Source organism: Chryseobacterium gotjawalense, from assembly GCF_030012525.1.
Taxonomy (GTDB): domain Bacteria; phylum Bacteroidota; class Bacteroidia; order Flavobacteriales; family Weeksellaceae; genus Kaistella; species Kaistella gotjawalense.
Genome location: NZ_CP124855.1, coordinates 442698 through 459668 on the forward strand (window position 1 = coordinate 442698; position 16971 = coordinate 459668).

Genomic DNA, 16971 nt, shown 5'->3' on the forward strand with positions numbered 1-16971 from the left:
ACATCAAAAAATATGAAGTTGAAATTTTTAGGAACCGGGACTTCTCAAGGTGTTCCGGTCATTGGATGCCATTGTGAGGTTTGCGAATCATCAAATCCAAAGGACAAACGTTTCCGTTCATCGGCTTTGGTGACTGCGGACAACGATAAAAAGATCCTCATCGACTGCGGACCCGATTTCCGCATGCAAATGCTTACTAATAATGAAGAGCAAATCGATGCAGTGCTGCTGACTCATGAACATAATGACCATGTGATTGGATTGGATGACTTGCGTCCGTTGATTTTTCGGAATGGAAAAAATATTGATCTCTATTGTCAGAAAAGGGTAGGTGAAGAAATAAAATTAAGATTTCCCTATGCGTTTGCAGATGTAAGATATCCCAGTGCTCCAGCATTTAACCTTCATGAAATCGAAAAACCTTTTACGCTTTTAGAGACTGAGGTAATTCCTGTCGACGTGTCGCACGGTAAGATTTCTATTTTTGGGTATAAATTAAAAAACCTGGTCTACATAACAGATGCGAGTTTTATATCGGACACGGAAAAAGAAAAATTAAAAAATCTGGATTTTCTGATTCTGAACTGCATCCGCAAAACAGATTTGCATCCTGCACATTTTATATTGCCGCAGGTTTTGGAACTCTTTGAGGAGTTAAAACCGAAGAAAATGTTTCTCACCCACATCTCTCATCACTTAGGTTTACATGATGAAGTAGAGTTGGAGCTTCCGGAGAATGTGCATCTTGCTTATGACGGTCTGGAATTGGTCTTTTGATAATCAGGCAGTTAATTATTGGGAGTTGAATTTTCTGAGATAATAGTAAAAAAATCAGCAAATAATTTTCCTTAGATAAAAAATAATTCTATATTTGCACACCAATTTAAAAAAAGCCCGGTTGGCGGAATTGGTAGACGCGCTAGACTCAAACTCTAGTATCGCAAGATGTACCAGTTCGATTCTGGTACCGGGTACCAAAAGCCTCTGCAATCATTGATTCGCAGAGGCTTTTTATGTTGTTATAACCTGAACGCAAAAAAAACTCCTGTTTTGCCTACACTTTAAAGTAACCAAACTGCACCCATCTTCCCGGCAACCCCTAATGTATGCTGACTGTATGCTGACTCCCAGGCTAGTTTCACATTTATAAATTTGTTTTTCTCCCCAGTGAAGATTTAGCATATACTTTATAGTTCTCAGGTCTATAAGAATTTCAATACCATTTTAACTTCTTCAAAATTAAATATTTCTACCTTTCTCTTCAATTTTTGCTTTGGTAAAAATAACGCATTTAATGCGCTGAATAATCCACACTATTTTTCTTTATTCTATTTAAGGTTATCATAAAATAAGTCATTTTTTAAAATAAATTATCAATTTTATTATGACTTCTATCAAGTTTTTCGCTCGCCTTACATTTGAGTTATTAACAATATTTAACACAATTGGTTTTTTTTTATTTAATTTCAAGATAAGGAGCTTATATTTTGTGATATAGTTAATTATAATATGTTTTTATTGGTGTTTTGATATTTTTTTAATATAATAAGATATATGTCATTTATATTAAACGTTATTTATTATGAATCTAATAATTATTGGGATATCTTTGTACTACAAAATGATGGTAAACCCAACCTTACAAATATTTAAAATTAGATACAATGAAAAATTTAGTAAACTTTAAAACACTGGTCCTCGCATTCGGAATGTTTTCAGGATTAGTAGCTGCTCAAAAAATTAACAGCAGCAACGTAAAAACTACTGTTTCTGGAACGTCTACTTTACACGAATGGAGCATGACTTCAACCAGTGGTACTTTTTCTGGAAATGTTTCCGGAAATGCAATTCAGGATATTACTTATAAAATGGGTTCTAAAACATTGAAAAGTGGAAAAGGTCCTATGGACAGTAACGCTTATAAAGCGATTGAAGCTGATAAATATCCGAACATCACTTTTACGGCGGCTTCGGTAAATATGGGCAAAGGAACAATGACTGGTAAATTGACAGTAACCAACGTTACCAAAACAATTACTTTACCTGTAAACGTTACAAAAAATGGTAATTCTTACACCGTTTGGGGCCAGACAAGTATTAAAATGACTGATTACGGAATTACTCCACCGGCATTTATGATGAACACTGTGAAAACAGGAAATGAAATCACAATAACAGTTAATGCTGTTGCCAACTAAAAATCAACAAACAAACAATTAACAATTAAAAATTAAAAATATGAAAACTATGGTAATCAGAGCTTCAATGCTCGCCGCATTAGTTACAGGAATCAGTTTTGTCAGCGCTCAGGAAGTTTCAACTTCAATGAGAGACTATTTGGCTCCGGAAAAATCATCACGTAACGTGTTTGAAGATCCAAAAGGTGAATCTCCTGCGTTTGATGGTATAAAAGTTTCAGTAGGAGGTGACTTCGCACTACAGTTTCAAGCGTTGGATCATTCTACAAAAGCTCCGTCTTTAGGAGTTGTAACCGGAACGACTACGCCGAATACATTACAGGTAATGGGGAAAGATTTTAACCTTCCTACCGCTAACTTAGATGTAAATGCTTACTTAGCAAAAGGGGTGAAAATGCATTTAAGAACTTATCTTTCTGCAAGGCATCATAACGAAGCTTGGGTGAAAGGTGGATATATTCAAGTTGATAACTTAGATTTCATTAAAGAAGGTTTCGCTGCCGATATTATGAAATATGCGAGAGTAAAAGTTGGTATGGATGAGATTAACTACGGTGATACTCACTTCAGAAGAACGGATAACGCAAAAGCAATCAATAATCCATTTGTAGGAAATTATATTATGGATAGCTTCACCACAGAGGCGTTTGGGGAAGCGTACGGGTTTTATAAAAATTTCATAGGAATGGTAGGTGTTTCCAATGGAAAATTAAACCAAACTCCTGTTAAAGGAACCAGCTGGAATTCACCTTCTGTTTACGCGAAAATCGGTTATGATAAACAGATTAGCGAAGATCTGAGAGTAAGATTGACAGGGTCATTCATCCAGACGAACGGTTTAACTACTGGTGGCAATTTATACAGTGCAGATAGAGCAGGAAGTAGATATTATTACGTACTTTTAACTCAAAATGATTTAATGGGAATGAATAACCAGGCAACCGGAAGATTCAATCCTGGATTCAAAAAAGTACAGGCGGTTCAGGTGAATCCATTCATTAAATATCAAGGATTAGAATTCTTCGGAGTTTATGAATATGTTTCAGGTAATAAAGCAAGTGGATTGACGGAAAGAGCTACAGATGGCGCTTATACCCAACTAGGTGCAGAATTACTTTACAGATTTGGAGGTGCTGAGCAGTTCTATTTCGGTGGAAGATACAACTCTGTCAGTGGAAAAGACGATAAGGTTTCTGCAGAAAGAAAAATCGACAGATTTAACTTAGGCGGAGGTTGGTTTATGACCAGAAATGTACTTGCAAAAGTAGAGTATGTTACCCAGAAATATAACGATGATGCCGTTTGGGGAGCAACCAGTGCTCTAAGAGGTGGTAAGTTTAATGGAATTATGTTTGAAGCGACCATAGGTTTCTAATTATTAAATATTCAGGAAAAAGGGGTTATTATAAACCCCTTTTTCTATCTAAAATCATGAAAAATAAAATCATCATATTCGCAATCCTGCTTTTTTCGGCAAATGTTTTTGCACAGAAAAATGGACTGGAAATTAATGGCTGGACTAATATTAATACGTTTAAATGTAGTAATCCTAAGTTCAAAAATTCAAGCTCTGTTTATTCTTTTACAGGAAATCAACTCCCGAATATCAGCGTAGCAGTAGATGATTTTGATTGCAGAAATAAAATGATGACTGCTGATTTTAGAAAAGTATTGCAATCGGATAAATATCCAAATCTGAACATTAGATTTATAGAATTCAAAAAATCAAACTCCAATAAATTTGAAGCAGTGGTAGAAGTGAAAATGATGACCGTTGCAAGAAGGTATAATATAGAATTTTCTCTCTATAATAACAGTTTGGTTGGAAATAAAAGATTGAGGTTTTCGGACTTTAAGATTGTGCCACCAAAGAAAATGGGCGGGATGGTCTATGTGAAAGATGAGCTGGATCTCGTATTCAGTTTAGAAACAAAAGATTAAATTTAATTGATTTTCTTTTTTTAAGTTCCTTTAACCGGGAACTTTTTTATTGCTGTTTCCGGAGATTTCCACTCCTTTTTGAGATTCGGCCAGTTCCAGCAAACTTCTGTTGGCGTCCTTTATAAAGTATTTAAGATGGAAATCAACCCTATTTATAGTGCTGAAAAATCCCGAAATCAGTCGGTGTCCAAAGTGCTGCTTTTTGTCCGGCTGCTTTTAATGCATCATTGGTCCAGGTGTTACAGGTATAGAGGAAACTGTAACTTCCTTTCGCTTCATAAAATGCGTCATCTTTACTATAAACCGCATCAGTCGGAATTAAAATATTTTGTCCCATCGCATTTTTATCAAATTTAGAATCTACAAATCGGATTAAATCTGCATATTGGGATTGAGTAAGCATTAATTTTTTACAGTCATCACCTTCTTTCATCGTTTTATAAAAGGTACAGTGCATCGCCGAATCGCCCAACCAAAAAGCCGCATGAAAGGCCGTCGAAACTTTAAGTTCTGCCCAGGTTGGCGTGTCCAGATAAAACCCTTTATCGCCCCAGCCAATTCCGACATAATTAAAATCAGTACTTTTAGAAACCGTATTTTTAAATAATATGCTGTTGCTCCAATCTGTTTGATTATTTTTAATGGGAAGCACGATATCAGTATGAACGCCGTTGGTGTAAAGATAAACAGGGATTTCTGCCTTTCCGGTCGTCGCTTTTTTCTGAACCGGAATCAAAGGAATTGTTAAGGCAAGAATAATGTAGATGAGGACTAAGCCAACAATTCCGGCTAAACCTTTGAGGATAATTTGGAGCGTTTTTTTCAATGTAGATTTTATTTATATAAAAGTGAATATTATTTTTTGTGAAAATCAGGAATCTCAGAAGCAGTCAGAAATTCTATATTTCTCTTTAAACCAGCAAATTTCGTTCTCTTTACGGGTGATTTTCGAAATAGGTCTGAAAATAATTCTTGCGAGAGTTCCTGCCATTCCGATTTTTCTAAAGTGGCAAGCAAAGGATTAGGTTTAAACTTTTCCTGCTGATGAGGTTTTGAAAATCGGTTCCACGGGCAAACGTCCTGACAGATGTCGCAACCAAACATCCAGTCTTCCATTTTGTTTTTAAAACTTTCGGGGATTTCGTTTTTCAGTTCGATGGTTGCGTATGAAATGCATTTACTTCCATCGATCACTTTATCCGAAACGATGGCCTCTGTTGGGCAGGCATCGATGCATTTTCTACAGGAACCACAATGATCTTTGGTCGCAAAATCTTCCTGAAGTTCCAGATCGCAAATGATTTCCGCTAAAAAATAAAAAGAGCCTGTCTGTTTGGTGATGAGGTTGGCATTTTTTCCCACCCAGCCAATTCCGGATTTTTTCGCCCAGCTTCTTTCTAAAATCGGTGCAGAATCTGTGAAAATCCGGCATTGAAAATCACCGATTTCATCTTGAAGTTCTGCAACCATTTCCCGTAGAATTTCTTTAATAATCTCATGATAATCTTCACCATAAGCATACTTAGAAATCTTCAACTGATCAGTCCCAAAAAGATCTTCCTCCGGAAAATAGTTGTACGAAAGAGAAATTACCGATTTCGACCCTTCAACCAGCAACCGCGGATCCAGTCGTTTGTCGAAATAATTTTCCATGTAAGACATTTGTCCATGGTAATTTTTGTTCAGCCAACTTTCAAAGGGTTTTGCATCTTCTTCTAAAAAATCAGCCCGTGAAATTCCACAATTTTGAAAACCAAACTTTTTTGCTTTGGTTTTGACGAGGTTCGAGTAATTTTCTGGACTTTGTAACATAGATTTCCTTGCAAAACTAACAATATTTTATAAATTTGTGTCTTAAATCTTTATAACCAGTAAAAAACAAAATATGTCAATAGAAGAAATTTTAAAAGCAGGGAATTACCATTTAATAGATGTTCGCGAACCAATGGAACTTGAAATGGATGGCGAAATAGAGTCTGCCCTGAATATTCCTTTAGGAGAAATCCAGGATCGAAAAGATGAAATAGAACAGTTAAACGGTCCGAAAATATTTTTCTGCAGAAGCGGAAACAGAAGCGGTAAAGCCATGGAGTTTTTTAAATCTCAAAATTTACCGGAGGTCTACAATGGAGGAGGTTACGGTGATATGCAGCAAACTTTAGAAAATCTGTAAAAAATTGTTTTAAAAAAGAGGAGTTGATCGTGAATCAGCTCTTTTTTTTTGCCTTATTTTAATGTTCCCAATTAAAATACAAATAGTTGTTAAATAATCTAAATATTTGTTGGAATATAAAGCATCATTATTCTGTTGATAGTCAGGTTTCTGGCATTTGTTGCTTTAAATTTTAACAAAATATTATCACTTTTGGCATGATTTTGACAAGTACCTTCATGTAAAATTTAAAATTTAAAATTATGAATTCAATGAAGAAATCAATCTTTGCATTAGGATTAATGACAGCAGGATTAATGAGTGCACAAAGTGCAGATATGACAAACATGCTGAAAGTTGGTATCAACGGTGGTATAGCTGTTCCTGCAGAAAATGCTGGTGGAACTGTAGGATTAGATGTTTCTTACCAGAATCTGGTAACTCCAGGCTTCGGTTTAGGTATCGCGACAGGGTACAGTCACTTCTTTGGTAGAAATAATACCGTAAATGGTGTTGATATTGATAACAATGACTTCGGGGTAATTCCTGTTGCGGCTTTGATCAGATTTTATCCAAAACAAATGGGTTTCTATCTTGGAACTGACCTTGGTTACGGTTTCATCGTTGGTGATGACAAAGTTGCTTCTAATGTTGGATCGCCTGATCGACCAGATGGCGGATTTTACATCAAACCAGAAATCGGTTACCATAATCAAGACTGGAACTTCTCTCTTCAGTATCAAAAAACATTTACCGGAAACAAAGGAGAAATTGGAGATCAGAAATATAACGCTGGTGCAATTGGCGTAGGAGTAGGGTATAACATCCCGCTAGGTAAGTAATCTTCGCTTAAATTTTTAGACCTTCTTTGGCAGCAAAGGAGGTTTTTTTATTTTTTAAGTGCTGTTTTAAAAACAATTATTATCTTTGATTAATTACATTATACCATGGAAACTAAAAATAAATTCAATCTTTTTTTACCCGGGATTTCTTCGGAAACGAACGATAATGTCGCTTTGATCGCAGTTGATCTTAGAGATGAAAAAACGGTTATCGGCCTTTATGCCACTGAAAACAGACGCATATTTCTGAAAATTGAAAAATCGTATTCTACAAAAGAATTCAGTTCTTTTTCGGAAATGGTGCTGGGATTTATCAATGAAAATTCTTTGGAAAATATTGCAAAAATTGCAGTTGCTGTGCCAGGACCAGTTATTGGTGGGAAAAGTGCACCGCAAAGGTTACCTTGGAAATTAGATGCCGACGAAATTAAAAAGAACACTCAAATTAATGAAGTTTTCCTGATAAATGATTTAGAAGCGTCTGCTTATGGTTTAGAACATGTGGCAGAAAGTGATTTTGTTAAAATTCATGATTCGGCACATTTCACGCCGGGTAATGCTGTACTTTTGGCGCCGGGTGACGGTTTAGGAGAAGCAGCTCTGTTTTGGGACGGATCTTTTTTAAGACCTTTTGCAACCGAAGGTGGCCATTGCGAATTCTCACCAAGAACGAATGACGAAGTGGATTTTTACTCCTTTTTGCAAAAAATATACGGCATCGTAAGTTGGGAATCTGTACTTTCTACAGGAGGTTTATTTAATGTTTATCGCTTCCTGAGAGACGTAAAGCAACAGGTGCAGCCGGATTGGTTGAGCAAGGAAATCGAGGCCGGTAATTTCACTCAAGCAATTATTCATGGAGCAGTTGAAAAAAAAGACCGGATTTGTACTATGACCATAGAAACATTTTTGGTGTATCTTGCGCGTGAAGCTAACAGTCTGGTTCTCAAAATGAAAGCAACCGGTGGATTATTCCTGAGTGGCGAAATTCCGGTAATGCTGGAGGAATTCCTTAATAACAAGAAGTTTTATAAAAATTTCATCATCAGTGATAAAATGGAAAACATCTTAAAGGATATCCCGATTTATTTAGTGAAAGATAAAAAAACAATTATCAATGGAGCAGCATTATACGCCGCTTTCTATAAAAAATCTTAATTATATCACATAGAAACTTCGCTTAAAAGCGGAGTTTTTTCATTTTTAAAATAATTTTAATTCTAATGAATAAGATTTTGCTGAAGAAGTTAGCGCCCATTATATTCGGTTTGTTTTCACTTACAGTATTTTCTCAATCAAAAACAATTCTGTCATCTGAGATTCGCTGGAAGGCGTACAAAACCCTTAGAGCAGAATCGCTTTCTCATTTTGGAACAGTCAGCTTAAAAGAGGGAAATCTCATTTTTAATGGTGATGATTTGGCTGGAGGCAGTTTCGTCATGGATATGAAAACCATCGATGCCGCAGATATGAATGAAGATCCCAAAATGAAGAAAATGCTGGAGAATCATTTGAAAAGTGATGATTTTTTCGATACGAATAAATTTCCGACAGCGTCCTTTCAGATCAAATCTGTAAAGAAAATTAATAGCAATGGATACAATTATCAGGTTGCGGGACCATTGACGGTCAAAGGAATTTCTAAAAACATTTCTTTTCCGGTAAAGGTTTCTAAAAATAATGTTGTTTATACTTTGACTTCTGCTCAATTTACTTTTAACAGAAAAGATTACGGGTTGCAATACAATATTTTCGAGGACATGCTAATCAGTAATGAGGTCGAGATAAATGTTACTGTTAAGGCTAAATAAAGTTTTATTATCCTACATCAATACGATGTTACTGAAATTTTAAATACTTTTGCAATTCAAATTTAAATAAAAACAATGAAAAATTTAGTATTAGCAGCGCTGTTAGCTGGAGGAATAATGTTTGGTCAAACCAAAAAAGTAACAGATTCAAACGTTCAGTGGTTTGGATATAAATTAGCAAAAACCGAAGCTTCATCACACAACGGAGTCGTTAATTTGCAATCCGGAGATGTGGTCATGAAAGGGAATAATATCGTTGGAGGTACTTTCTCTTTGGATATGAACAGTATTAATGCAACCGATTTATCAGGCGAATACCAAACCAAATTAAACAACCATTTAAAAACAGGTGATTTTTTCGAAACCGATAAGTTCCCAGTGGCAACTTACAAAATTACATCCGTAAAAAAGAACAATAACAAAGCATTTCCTTATATGATTTACGGAAATCTTACCGCAAAAAATAAGACAAATCCTGTGGCTTTCCCAGCGAAAATTTCTTTGAAAAACGGAGTATTGAATATCGTTTCGGATAAATTCAGTTTTGACCGTCAGAAATTTGATATCGCTTATGCTTCAGCAGCAAAAGATGTTATTGTGAAAGACGACATCGATATGATCATCAATGTTACTGCGAAATAACTTTAACAAAATATTAGTAAAGAAAGAGCAGCATTGTCTGCTCTTTTTTTTATTTTTGAGGTATGAAATTATACGTGGTCAGCGGACTTGGAGCCGATTTTAAAGTACTGGAAAAAATTATTTTTCCACCAAATTTAGAAGTTATCTTTCTGGACTGGCTGATTCCGTCAAATCATGAAGATTTTCAACATTACGTAAAAAGAATGGCGGACAGAGTTGACACGTCCGAACCTTTTGCCCTACTTGGTTATTCCTTTGGTGGGATTCTCGTACAGGAAATCGATAAAATTAAACCTGCTGAAAAAATCGTTATTTTGGGAAGCATTAAATCTGATAAAGAAAAATCGAGATTCATTAAATTCGGAGAAATCACCAGGATTGCCAGATTTTTACCCGAAAAAATGTTCAATGTGAAATCTGCCGCCATTTATTCCTTTATGAGAAAAATGGTCGATCCGAAAAATCCTAAAATGATGCAGTATCTGAAAGTCACCGATCCTTATTATTTAAAATGGGGAATCGAGCAGGTTTCCAATTGGAAATCTGATAAAAATCCAAAAGTCATACAGATTCTGGGAAGCAAAGACATTGTGTTTCCAGTGAAATATTCAAAGCCGGATTATATCGTACAAAATGGAACGCATCTTTTTCCGGTAACCCAACCGAAGCAGGTTTCTAAGATTTTAGCAGAAATTTTTAATTAATAAAACCGGTCTTAAAAAAAAATAAAATCAGCCTATTCCCTTCATAAGTAAACGTTTTATATTTTATCGCTAGTGAAAATGATCAGAAATAAAGGAAATTATTCCATTAAAAATTTCCTTAAAAGAATATCAAAAATAGAATTATCTTTGTCATCCACTCAATTTTAGTTTAATGCTCATCGCATATTATACACAATGGAATCAATCAGTGTTTTTGAAATTATAAAAGTAGGAATCGGACCCTCAAGTTCGCATACCATGGGACCGTGGAACGCGGCGGAAAGTTTTATCAGAAAAATAAAAACCGATTACCAGATTCAGGAAGTAAAAGAAGTTTTTGTCGAATTTTTCGGGTCACTCGCTAAAACCGGAATCGGCCACGGAACTGATATCGCCGGAATGCTAGGCCTTTCTGGTGAAAATTTCAAAGAGATCGATACTTCTAAAATTGATGAGAAAGTAGCAACCATCAAATCGTCGAATACTTTAAATCTTAACGGTGAAAAAGTAATTCCGTTTATTTACGGTCATCATTTGATTTTAAACAAACAAAAATCACTTGATTTTCATCCAAACGGAATGATTTTCAAAGCCGTTTTTGAAAATGGAGAAGAATTAATTCAGGACTACTATTCCATCGGTGGCGGATTTATCGCGACCCAGGAAGCTAATTCTTACGAAAACCATTGTACCAGAACCCTTTATCCTTGCCATAACGGAAAAGATATTGATAAGAATATGGCCAAATTAGGTTTAGATAAAATTTCAGATCTTATTTTCCTTAACGAAGAATCGTGGCGAACCAGAGAGGAAACTGAAAAAGAAGCCCTTTATATCTGGCAGCAGATTAAAGAATGTATTTACAAAGGAGTCAACAAAGAAGGAATTCTTCCCGGTGGATTAAATGTTACCCGTCGTGCCGCGGGTTTAAACAGAAAATTACTTGGTGACAAAATTTATAAAAATATCCATGAGTGGTATCAGTTACTCATCAATGCTGATGTAAGTTTTACCAATATCAACAAATGGGTTTCCTGTTTTGCTTTGGCCGTGAACGAAGAAAATGCAAGTTTCGGCCGGATTATTACCGCACCAACCAATGGCGCGAGTGGCGTAATTCCTGCTGTGCTGATGTATTCCCAGGTTTTCACCGATTTCAAAGGTGACGATAATATCATCAGGTTTCTTTTGGTAGCCGGCGAGATCGGAACGCTCTTTAAAAAGAACGCCACCATTTCTGCCGCGATGGGAGGTTGCCAGGCCGAGATTGGAGTTTCGTCTGCCATGGCCGCTGCCGGTCTTACCGAAATTATGGGTGGCACGCCCGGTCAGGTTCAAATGGCTGCTGAAATTGCGATGGAACATCACCTCGGCATGACTTGTGATCCGATTGGCGGACTGGTGCAGATTCCGTGTATCGAGCGTAATTCTATGGGTGCGATCAAAGCGATTACCGCGGCGAATATTGCCTTAGAATCCGATCCTACCAAAGCGCGAGTCACTTTAGACGAGGTGATTCAGTCGATGTGGGAAACCGCTCAAAGCATGAATGACCGCTTCAAAGAAACCTCAGAAGGTGGTCTCGCCATCGCCGTGAACGTCGCAGAGTGTTAGATTTTTCTCTTTAATTTTCAGAAGCAATAAGATTGGTTTTTCTGAAGACTGGTCCGGCTGTTCATCCTTGGACAGAAACTGAAAAATTGGAATCCATAAATTTAAAAAAATAGAATGACAGCCAATTGACGGAGAGTAGAACTTAATCGAAAGTTGGTTTTCTACTTACAAAGTCAGTGCTTAACCGAAAGTTTGGATTTTAGCTATTTATTAAACCTCTTGCAAGTATAAATTTTGGTATATTTATTCCGCCTGCAGAATTACTAACGTTTCTAAATCATTTTAAAAACAAACCATAAACAGAATTAACAAAAAATGAATGTGAACCAAGCCTACAATATTTGGTCTGAACAATATGATACCAATGAGAATAAAACCAGAGATCTGGAAGCAGTTTCACTTCGGCAAAATTTAAAGGAACATCATTTTGCTGATTGCCTGGAAATAGGTTGTGGAACAGGAAAAAATACCGAATGGTTAGCGACTATTTCAGATTATGTTGTAGCGGTGGACTTTTCAGATGAAATGCTGACGAAAGCGAAACAGAAAATAAAGGCGGATAATGTGAAATTTATTCAGACCGACATCAACACAGAATGGCAATTTACTGAAAATAAGAAATATGATTTAGTCACTTTCAGTCTCGTTTTAGAACATATCGAAAGTCTGGATATCATCTTTGAAAAACTAAGTGAAGCCGTAAATTCAAATGGGATCATTTACATTGGCGAATTGCACCCGTTTAAACAATACAGCGGTTCAAAAGCAAGGTTCGAAACTGCAGACGGACTTCAAGTATTAACCTGCTTTAATCACCATATTTCAGACTTTGTAAGTTCAGCTATTAAACATAATTTTCAGTTGGTAGATCTAAACGAATACTTTGACGAAAACGACAGAAATACCATTCCGAGAATTTTGACAATGATATTTAAGAAGAAATAAAGAATGACAAATGCTGATAAAATATAAGCTTCAACCTTTTATTTGAAGCTTTCTTATCTTAGAATTCCCCTTATTTTATTTGCATTGCGGATCAGTTCTTCCAGGTAATCATAGTTCTCTTTTTCCAACGCCGATTTAAATTTACGGAGTTGCGTAATGTGCTCATTCAAAACATCCAACACATTTTCTTTATTCTGTCTGAAAATAGGAACCCACATTTCCGGATGAGATTTTGCCAAACGAACCGTGCTCGAAAAACCCGAACTCGCTAACTGAAAAATAGTATCTTCTTCGCGTTCTTTTTCCAGAACGGTATTTGCCAGCGCATAAGAAGTGATATGGGAAATATGAGAGATATAAGCCGTGTGAACATCATGACTTTCGGCTTCCATATAAAGCAGATTCATTTCCAGGTATTCTGCAACTTGTTCGACCATTTTCAACGCGTCTGGCGCCGAATCTTGCTGATCACAAATTACACCTGCTCTTCCCGCAAAACTGTCTGATACCGCTGACTTCGGACCCGAATTTTCTGTTCCCCACATCGGGTGAAAAGCCACAAAACGATTTCTGTTTTTATGATTTTCTACTCCTTTTACAATTCCCGCTTTTGTAGAACCAACATCCATTACGGTTTGTTTGTCCGTAACCAAATCTAAAATTGCCGGCAGTAATTTTCGGGATGCATCCACCGGAATGGCTAAAATAATAAGATCAGAATTTTGGATTGCTTTTTCCAGCGACAAACTTTCATCGATAATGCCCAATCCTTTTGCTTCAACCAGATGCTGCTCATTTTGATCGACGCCATAAACGTAATCTGCGAAATGCTTTTCGCGTAATTTTAAGGCAATTGACCCTCCAATTAAACCGACACCGATGATGGTTAATTTCATAACTGTGGATATGCAAATACTGGGATTAGCGTAATTTCTTTAGACTTTGGAAATTCGATTGTTCTGTACATTTTTCAAATCCGATTTCGTATCGGGGATTTTTCTTGGGATAAGTCAAAATATAACTGGGACAAGGTTTTTTCTGAGCATCACTTTTTTCGAAATCAATATTTCCTTTGGTAATAATGCTGTCTTTCAGAAATTTCTCATCGATTTTCAGAAATTCCATTTCCGCTTTAAATCCGTCGGAATAGGTGAATTCTTTTGATAATGTTTCCGCAATCACCCTGGAATTAGGAAGGTATCCGCTGCAGCTTGCACCTTTTTTGTTCAGAATAAAAAATACGATTATAAGGCCGGGAATTAGTCCCAGTAAGAAGAATTTGGCTTTTCTCATTTAAAAAATTAAAAGATTGATGTCATGATAAGTCAGATCGAAACGGTCGCAGATCATTTTTTTCGTATGGCGACCTTTATACATATAAAGCGATTGCTTCATTTCATTTTTATGGACAAGCATGTTTTCAAAACCACCTTCTTCATCGTAATTCAAAAGATAAGAAAGGAAGAAATTTGAAACTGCTTTCGTAGTGGTTCTAGGCATTTTTGAGGTTAAATTAGGTAAACCACAATGAATAACGCCATGCTTGATAATATACGGATTTTCCATGTCGGTCAGTTCCGAAGTTTCAATCATTTTTCGGTTATCGATGGTTACATCGATAATGACGCTTCCTTTTTTCATTCCTATAACCATTTCTTCAGTAACGATCGGAACCGCACTTAATTTTGCAAGTGCACCGATAACCACATCAGCCCGTTTTAAACTCTTCGTTAATTCTTTGGGATCGATGATAGAAGTAGGAACACGCCCATCAACCATCATGTGCAGACGGCGAAGTTTCGACAGGGAATTGTCAAAAACTTTTACGCTCGCTCCCAAACCTAAAGCTGCTTTGGTTGCGAATTCACCTACAATCCCAGCGCCGATAACCACGACTTCTGTCGGACGGACGCCGGTAATCCCACCTAACATTAATCCGTTCGAAAGGGCCAATAATTCTGCGGCATAAAGAATCGAAATACTTCCTGCAATTTCGCCAATCAACCTTACCAATGTTAATTGATTGTATTCATCAGCGATGAATTCAAATGCGATGGCGTTGATCTTTTTCTCAGCCAATTTTTTAAAATATTCTTTGTCGCGGAGATTGATTTGTAAAGCTGAAACCAAATAGGTATTCATTTTCAGCATTTCGATCTCTTCTGTTGTCGGCGGATTTATTTTTAAAACCAGATCCTGTTCAAAGGCTTCCCGCGGACTTTGAGTGATGATCGCTCCGGATTCAGAATATTGTAAATCCGTAAAAAAAGAACCTTCACCTGCTCCGGATTCTACGATGATGTGATGTCCGTTTGCCACTAATACCTGCACGGCATCGGGAGTGATGCAGGTCCTCCGTTCATTAAGACAAGTTTCTTTTGGAATTCCTATGCTGAATTGTTTTTCCTTTTTTACGATTTCTAATTTCTCTTCCTGAGGGAGTAAATCCTGTTCCGAAAATGGGGTAAAAATGTGGGTATGACTCATTTTATAAGTTTTGATAAGGAAGCTGATTCAATAGAATCAATGTGCAAAGATACAATGATTTGATTATTAAAAGGGCAAATTCTACCGGAAGTTAATGAGGCGGTATTCTCCATCATTTTCGATGCTCATCTCATGATGTGGGAAATGGGCGAGTTCGTCTTCATACACTTCCGGCCATTCGATAATGCATAAAAAGGAATTGTCCAGATATTCGTGGATGCCGATATCTTCAACTTCATCAGCGGATTTCATGCGGTATAAATCAAAGTGAAAAACGTTTCCCTTCGGGGAGTCATATTCGTTTACAATCGCATAAGTAGGAGAGGAGACTTCATCTTGGCTTCCCAAATTTTTCAGAAGGAATTGGGTAAATGTTGTTTTTCCTGCGCCCAGATTTCCCTTCAGTAAAAGAATATTATGCTTAAATTCTGGCAGAATTTGATCGGTTACCGTTTGCCAGTCTTCAATTTTATTAATTTTGAATTCCATGTTTATTTATAAATTTCAATGAAAATTTCACCATCTTCAGTAATTGCTCCACGATACATTCCTGCAGTATTAAAAGGCATTGTCATATTTCCGTCTTTATCTAAAGCGATTAAACCGCCGTCACCGCCCATTTTTGCGATCTCGTCGATGGTTTCCTGAGTGGCTGTTTTAATGTCTTTATTTTGATATTCCATTTTCGCGGCAATTGTTCTGGCAGCCGTAGCCCGGATGAAATATTCGCCCCAACCGGTCGCTGAAATTCCAACTTGAGAATTGGCATAAGTTCCGGCACCAATAATCGGCGCATCGCCAATTCTGCCATATTTTTTATTGGTCATTCCGCCTGTTGAAGTTCCGGCGGTGATATTTCCGTCTTTATCTAAAGCCACCGCACCTACAGTTCCGAATTTTTGGTCGATTTCGTAAGATTCTGGCAAGGTATTTTGAGAGACTTTTTTCTTCGTATTTAATGATTCTTTCTGTTTCAGTTTTTGCAGTCCATCCCAACGCTCTTTCGTCCAGAAATAGGATGGATCTACAATTTCTAAGTTTTGGTCTTTCGCAAATTGTTCTGCGCCAACGCCTGATAACATCACATGTTCAGACTTTTGCATTACGGCAATTGCCGTTTTTATTGGATTTTTAATGGTGTGGACACCCGCTATTGCTCCGGCAGATTTGTCCTTTCCATACATAACAGAAGCATCCAGTTCATTTTTCCCGTCTGCGGTGAAAACTGCTCCTTTCCCGGCATTAAATAATGGCGAATCTTCCATAACGATGATCGAAGCAGCGACTGCGTCTATCGACGAATTTCCTTTTTTAATCTCAGCAAATCCAGCTTTCAAGGCTTCTGAAAGTTTTGCTTTATAAGCGTTTTCTTTTTCTGCAGTCATGCTTGACTTTAGAATGGTTCCGGCACCGCCATGGATGACGAGGACGTATTTTTTTTGTGCCGTCATCATTAGCGAAAACGTAATAATGCAAGCAAGTAGGAGTTTTTTCATTGTCAATGGAATTATTTGTCAAATTTATTGTTTTTTTCTTCAGCAGTGAAAAAGCGGTTCTCAATTTCTTTATATAATTGCTCATTAGCCATTATTCATCACTATTAAACCTTTGTCTCTCTGAAAACTGTACCATTCA

At 36.8% G+C, this 16971-nt stretch carries 19 protein-coding genes and 1 tRNA gene; 13 read left to right on the plus strand and 7 right to left on the minus strand.

The window, feature by feature from the left end:
* Positions 1-12: 12 nt before the first annotated feature.
* From QGN23_RS01945 to QGN23_RS01965, 5 genes are all read left to right on the plus strand, one after another.
* Positions 13-777, plus strand: coding sequence for an MBL fold metallo-hydrolase (locus QGN23_RS01945; RefSeq protein WP_282905355.1), 765 nt, complete (start codon positions 13-15; stop codon positions 775-777).
* A 115-nt stretch (positions 778-892) separates the two neighbouring features.
* A tRNA-Leu gene (locus QGN23_RS01950) sits at positions 893-977 on the plus strand.
* A 687-nt stretch (positions 978-1664) separates the two neighbouring features.
* Entirely contained in the window at positions 1665-2198 is a 534-nt protein-coding gene (locus tag QGN23_RS01955; RefSeq protein WP_282905356.1) for a YceI family protein, read from the plus strand.
* Positions 2199-2238: 40 nt separating this feature from the next.
* The gene (locus QGN23_RS01960; RefSeq protein WP_282905357.1) at positions 2239-3573 is read left to right on the plus strand and encodes a hypothetical protein; all 1335 of its coding nucleotides are present in this window, start codon (positions 2239-2241) and stop codon (positions 3571-3573) included.
* A gap of 56 nt (positions 3574-3629) precedes the next feature.
* Positions 3630-4139 carry a hypothetical protein gene (locus QGN23_RS01965; protein ID WP_282905358.1) on the plus strand — a complete coding sequence of 170 codons (510 nt, stop codon included), beginning with the start codon at positions 3630-3632 and terminating at the stop codon, positions 4137-4139.
* Positions 4140-4287: 148 nt separating this feature from the next.
* Here QGN23_RS01965 and QGN23_RS01970 read toward each other — a convergent pair whose 3' ends face one another.
* Positions 4288-4965 carry a TIGR02117 family protein gene (locus QGN23_RS01970; RefSeq protein ID WP_282905359.1) on the minus strand — a complete coding sequence of 226 codons (678 nt, stop codon included), beginning with the start codon at positions 4963-4965 and terminating at the stop codon, positions 4288-4290.
* Positions 4966-4994: 29 nt separating this feature from the next.
* Positions 4995-5951: a tRNA epoxyqueuosine(34) reductase QueG gene (queG, locus tag QGN23_RS01975; protein ID WP_282905360.1), complete on the minus strand. Its 957-nt coding sequence runs from the start codon at positions 5949-5951 to the stop codon at positions 4995-4997.
* A 73-nt stretch (positions 5952-6024) separates the two neighbouring features.
* Between queG and QGN23_RS01980 the strand changes: the two genes are divergently transcribed.
* The 8 genes from QGN23_RS01980 (at position 6025) to QGN23_RS02015 (ending at position 12849) form a co-directional block, all read left to right on the plus strand.
* Positions 6025-6312 carry a rhodanese-like domain-containing protein gene (locus QGN23_RS01980; RefSeq protein WP_282905361.1) on the plus strand — a complete coding sequence of 96 codons (288 nt, stop codon included), beginning with the start codon at positions 6025-6027 and terminating at the stop codon, positions 6310-6312.
* Between the two features lie 242 nt (positions 6313-6554).
* Positions 6555-7133 (plus strand): outer membrane beta-barrel protein, encoded by a 579-nt coding sequence (locus tag QGN23_RS01985; RefSeq protein ID WP_282905362.1) that lies wholly within the window; start codon positions 6555-6557, stop codon positions 7131-7133.
* A gap of 105 nt (positions 7134-7238) precedes the next feature.
* The gene (locus tag QGN23_RS01990) at positions 7239-8291 is read left to right on the plus strand and encodes a glucokinase (protein WP_282905363.1); all 1053 of its coding nucleotides are present in this window, start codon (positions 7239-7241) and stop codon (positions 8289-8291) included.
* 65 nt (positions 8292-8356) lie between these two features.
* Positions 8357-8944, plus strand: coding sequence for a YceI family protein (locus QGN23_RS01995; protein ID WP_282905364.1), 588 nt, complete (start codon positions 8357-8359; stop codon positions 8942-8944).
* Between the two features lie 75 nt (positions 8945-9019).
* The gene (locus QGN23_RS02000; protein ID WP_282905365.1) at positions 9020-9586 is read left to right on the plus strand and encodes a YceI family protein; all 567 of its coding nucleotides are present in this window, start codon (positions 9020-9022) and stop codon (positions 9584-9586) included.
* A gap of 62 nt (positions 9587-9648) precedes the next feature.
* Entirely contained in the window at positions 9649-10290 is a 642-nt protein-coding gene (locus QGN23_RS02005) for an alpha/beta hydrolase (RefSeq protein ID WP_282905366.1), read from the plus strand.
* 195 nt (positions 10291-10485) lie between these two features.
* The gene (locus tag QGN23_RS02010; RefSeq protein ID WP_282905367.1) at positions 10486-11904 is read left to right on the plus strand and encodes an L-serine ammonia-lyase; all 1419 of its coding nucleotides are present in this window, start codon (positions 10486-10488) and stop codon (positions 11902-11904) included.
* A gap of 315 nt (positions 11905-12219) precedes the next feature.
* On the plus strand, positions 12220-12849 hold the full coding sequence (locus tag QGN23_RS02015; RefSeq protein ID WP_282905368.1) for a class I SAM-dependent methyltransferase: 630 nt from the start codon (positions 12220-12222) through the stop codon (positions 12847-12849).
* Between the two features lie 53 nt (positions 12850-12902).
* Here the strand turns inward: QGN23_RS02015 and QGN23_RS02020 are convergent, their stop codons facing one another.
* The 5 genes from QGN23_RS02020 to QGN23_RS02040 all read right to left on the minus strand — a co-directional run bounded on the left by QGN23_RS02020 (position 12903) and on the right by QGN23_RS02040 (position 16832).
* Positions 12903-13745 (minus strand): prephenate dehydrogenase, encoded by an 843-nt coding sequence (locus QGN23_RS02020; protein ID WP_282905369.1) that lies wholly within the window; start codon positions 13743-13745, stop codon positions 12903-12905.
* Positions 13746-13770: 25 nt separating this feature from the next.
* Positions 13771-14142, minus strand: coding sequence for a hypothetical protein (locus QGN23_RS02025; protein WP_282905370.1), 372 nt, complete (start codon positions 14140-14142; stop codon positions 13771-13773).
* A complete protein-coding gene (locus QGN23_RS02030) occupies positions 14143-15336 on the minus strand; it encodes an alanine dehydrogenase (RefSeq protein WP_282905371.1) in 1194 nt (397 codons plus the stop codon).
* An 81-nt stretch (positions 15337-15417) separates the two neighbouring features.
* A complete protein-coding gene (gene tsaE / locus QGN23_RS02035) occupies positions 15418-15825 on the minus strand; it encodes a tRNA (adenosine(37)-N6)-threonylcarbamoyltransferase complex ATPase subunit type 1 TsaE (protein ID WP_282905372.1) in 408 nt (135 codons plus the stop codon).
* Between the two features lie 2 nt (positions 15826-15827).
* Positions 15828-16832 (minus strand): isoaspartyl peptidase/L-asparaginase family protein, encoded by a 1005-nt coding sequence (locus QGN23_RS02040; RefSeq protein ID WP_282905373.1) that lies wholly within the window; start codon positions 16830-16832, stop codon positions 15828-15830.
* Positions 16833-16971 lie beyond the last annotated feature (139 nt).

What these genes read in the sequence shown, in the direction of transcription:
- queG (WP_282905360.1), bottom strand. Translation starts at nt 5,951, where the DNA reads ATGTTACAAAGTCCAGAAAATTACTCGAACCTCGTCAAAACCAAAGCA.
- QGN23_RS01995 (WP_282905364.1), top strand. Translation starts at nt 8,357, where the DNA reads ATGAATAAGATTTTGCTGAAGAAGTTAGCGCCCATTATATTCGGTTTG.
- QGN23_RS02025 (WP_282905370.1), bottom strand. Translation starts at nt 14,142, where the DNA reads ATGAGAAAAGCCAAATTCTTCTTACTGGGACTAATTCCCGGCCTTATA.
- QGN23_RS02010 (WP_282905367.1), top strand. Translation starts at nt 10,486, where the DNA reads ATGGAATCAATCAGTGTTTTTGAAATTATAAAAGTAGGAATCGGACCC.
- QGN23_RS01990 (WP_282905363.1), top strand. Translation starts at nt 7,239, where the DNA reads ATGGAAACTAAAAATAAATTCAATCTTTTTTTACCCGGGATTTCTTCG.
- QGN23_RS02015 (WP_282905368.1), top strand. Translation starts at nt 12,220, where the DNA reads ATGAATGTGAACCAAGCCTACAATATTTGGTCTGAACAATATGATACC.
- QGN23_RS01965 (WP_282905358.1), top strand. Translation starts at nt 3,630, where the DNA reads ATGAAAAATAAAATCATCATATTCGCAATCCTGCTTTTTTCGGCAAAT.
- QGN23_RS02030 (WP_282905371.1), bottom strand. Translation starts at nt 15,336, where the DNA reads ATGAGTCATACCCACATTTTTACCCCATTTTCGGAACAGGATTTACTC.
- QGN23_RS01955 (WP_282905356.1), top strand. Translation starts at nt 1,665, where the DNA reads ATGAAAAATTTAGTAAACTTTAAAACACTGGTCCTCGCATTCGGAATG.
- QGN23_RS01985 (WP_282905362.1), top strand. Translation starts at nt 6,555, where the DNA reads ATGAATTCAATGAAGAAATCAATCTTTGCATTAGGATTAATGACAGCA.
- QGN23_RS01980 (WP_282905361.1), top strand. Translation starts at nt 6,025, where the DNA reads ATGTCAATAGAAGAAATTTTAAAAGCAGGGAATTACCATTTAATAGAT.
- tsaE (WP_282905372.1), bottom strand. Translation starts at nt 15,825, where the DNA reads ATGGAATTCAAAATTAATAAAATTGAAGACTGGCAAACGGTAACCGAT.
- QGN23_RS02000 (WP_282905365.1), top strand. Translation starts at nt 9,020, where the DNA reads ATGAAAAATTTAGTATTAGCAGCGCTGTTAGCTGGAGGAATAATGTTT.
- QGN23_RS01945 (WP_282905355.1), top strand. Translation starts at nt 13, where the DNA reads ATGAAGTTGAAATTTTTAGGAACCGGGACTTCTCAAGGTGTTCCGGTC.
- QGN23_RS02020 (WP_282905369.1), bottom strand. Translation starts at nt 13,745, where the DNA reads ATGAAATTAACCATCATCGGTGTCGGTTTAATTGGAGGGTCAATTGCC.
- QGN23_RS01960 (WP_282905357.1), top strand. Translation starts at nt 2,239, where the DNA reads ATGAAAACTATGGTAATCAGAGCTTCAATGCTCGCCGCATTAGTTACA.
- QGN23_RS02040 (WP_282905373.1), bottom strand. Translation starts at nt 16,832, where the DNA reads ATGAAAAAACTCCTACTTGCTTGCATTATTACGTTTTCGCTAATGATG.
- QGN23_RS02005 (WP_282905366.1), top strand. Translation starts at nt 9,649, where the DNA reads ATGAAATTATACGTGGTCAGCGGACTTGGAGCCGATTTTAAAGTACTG.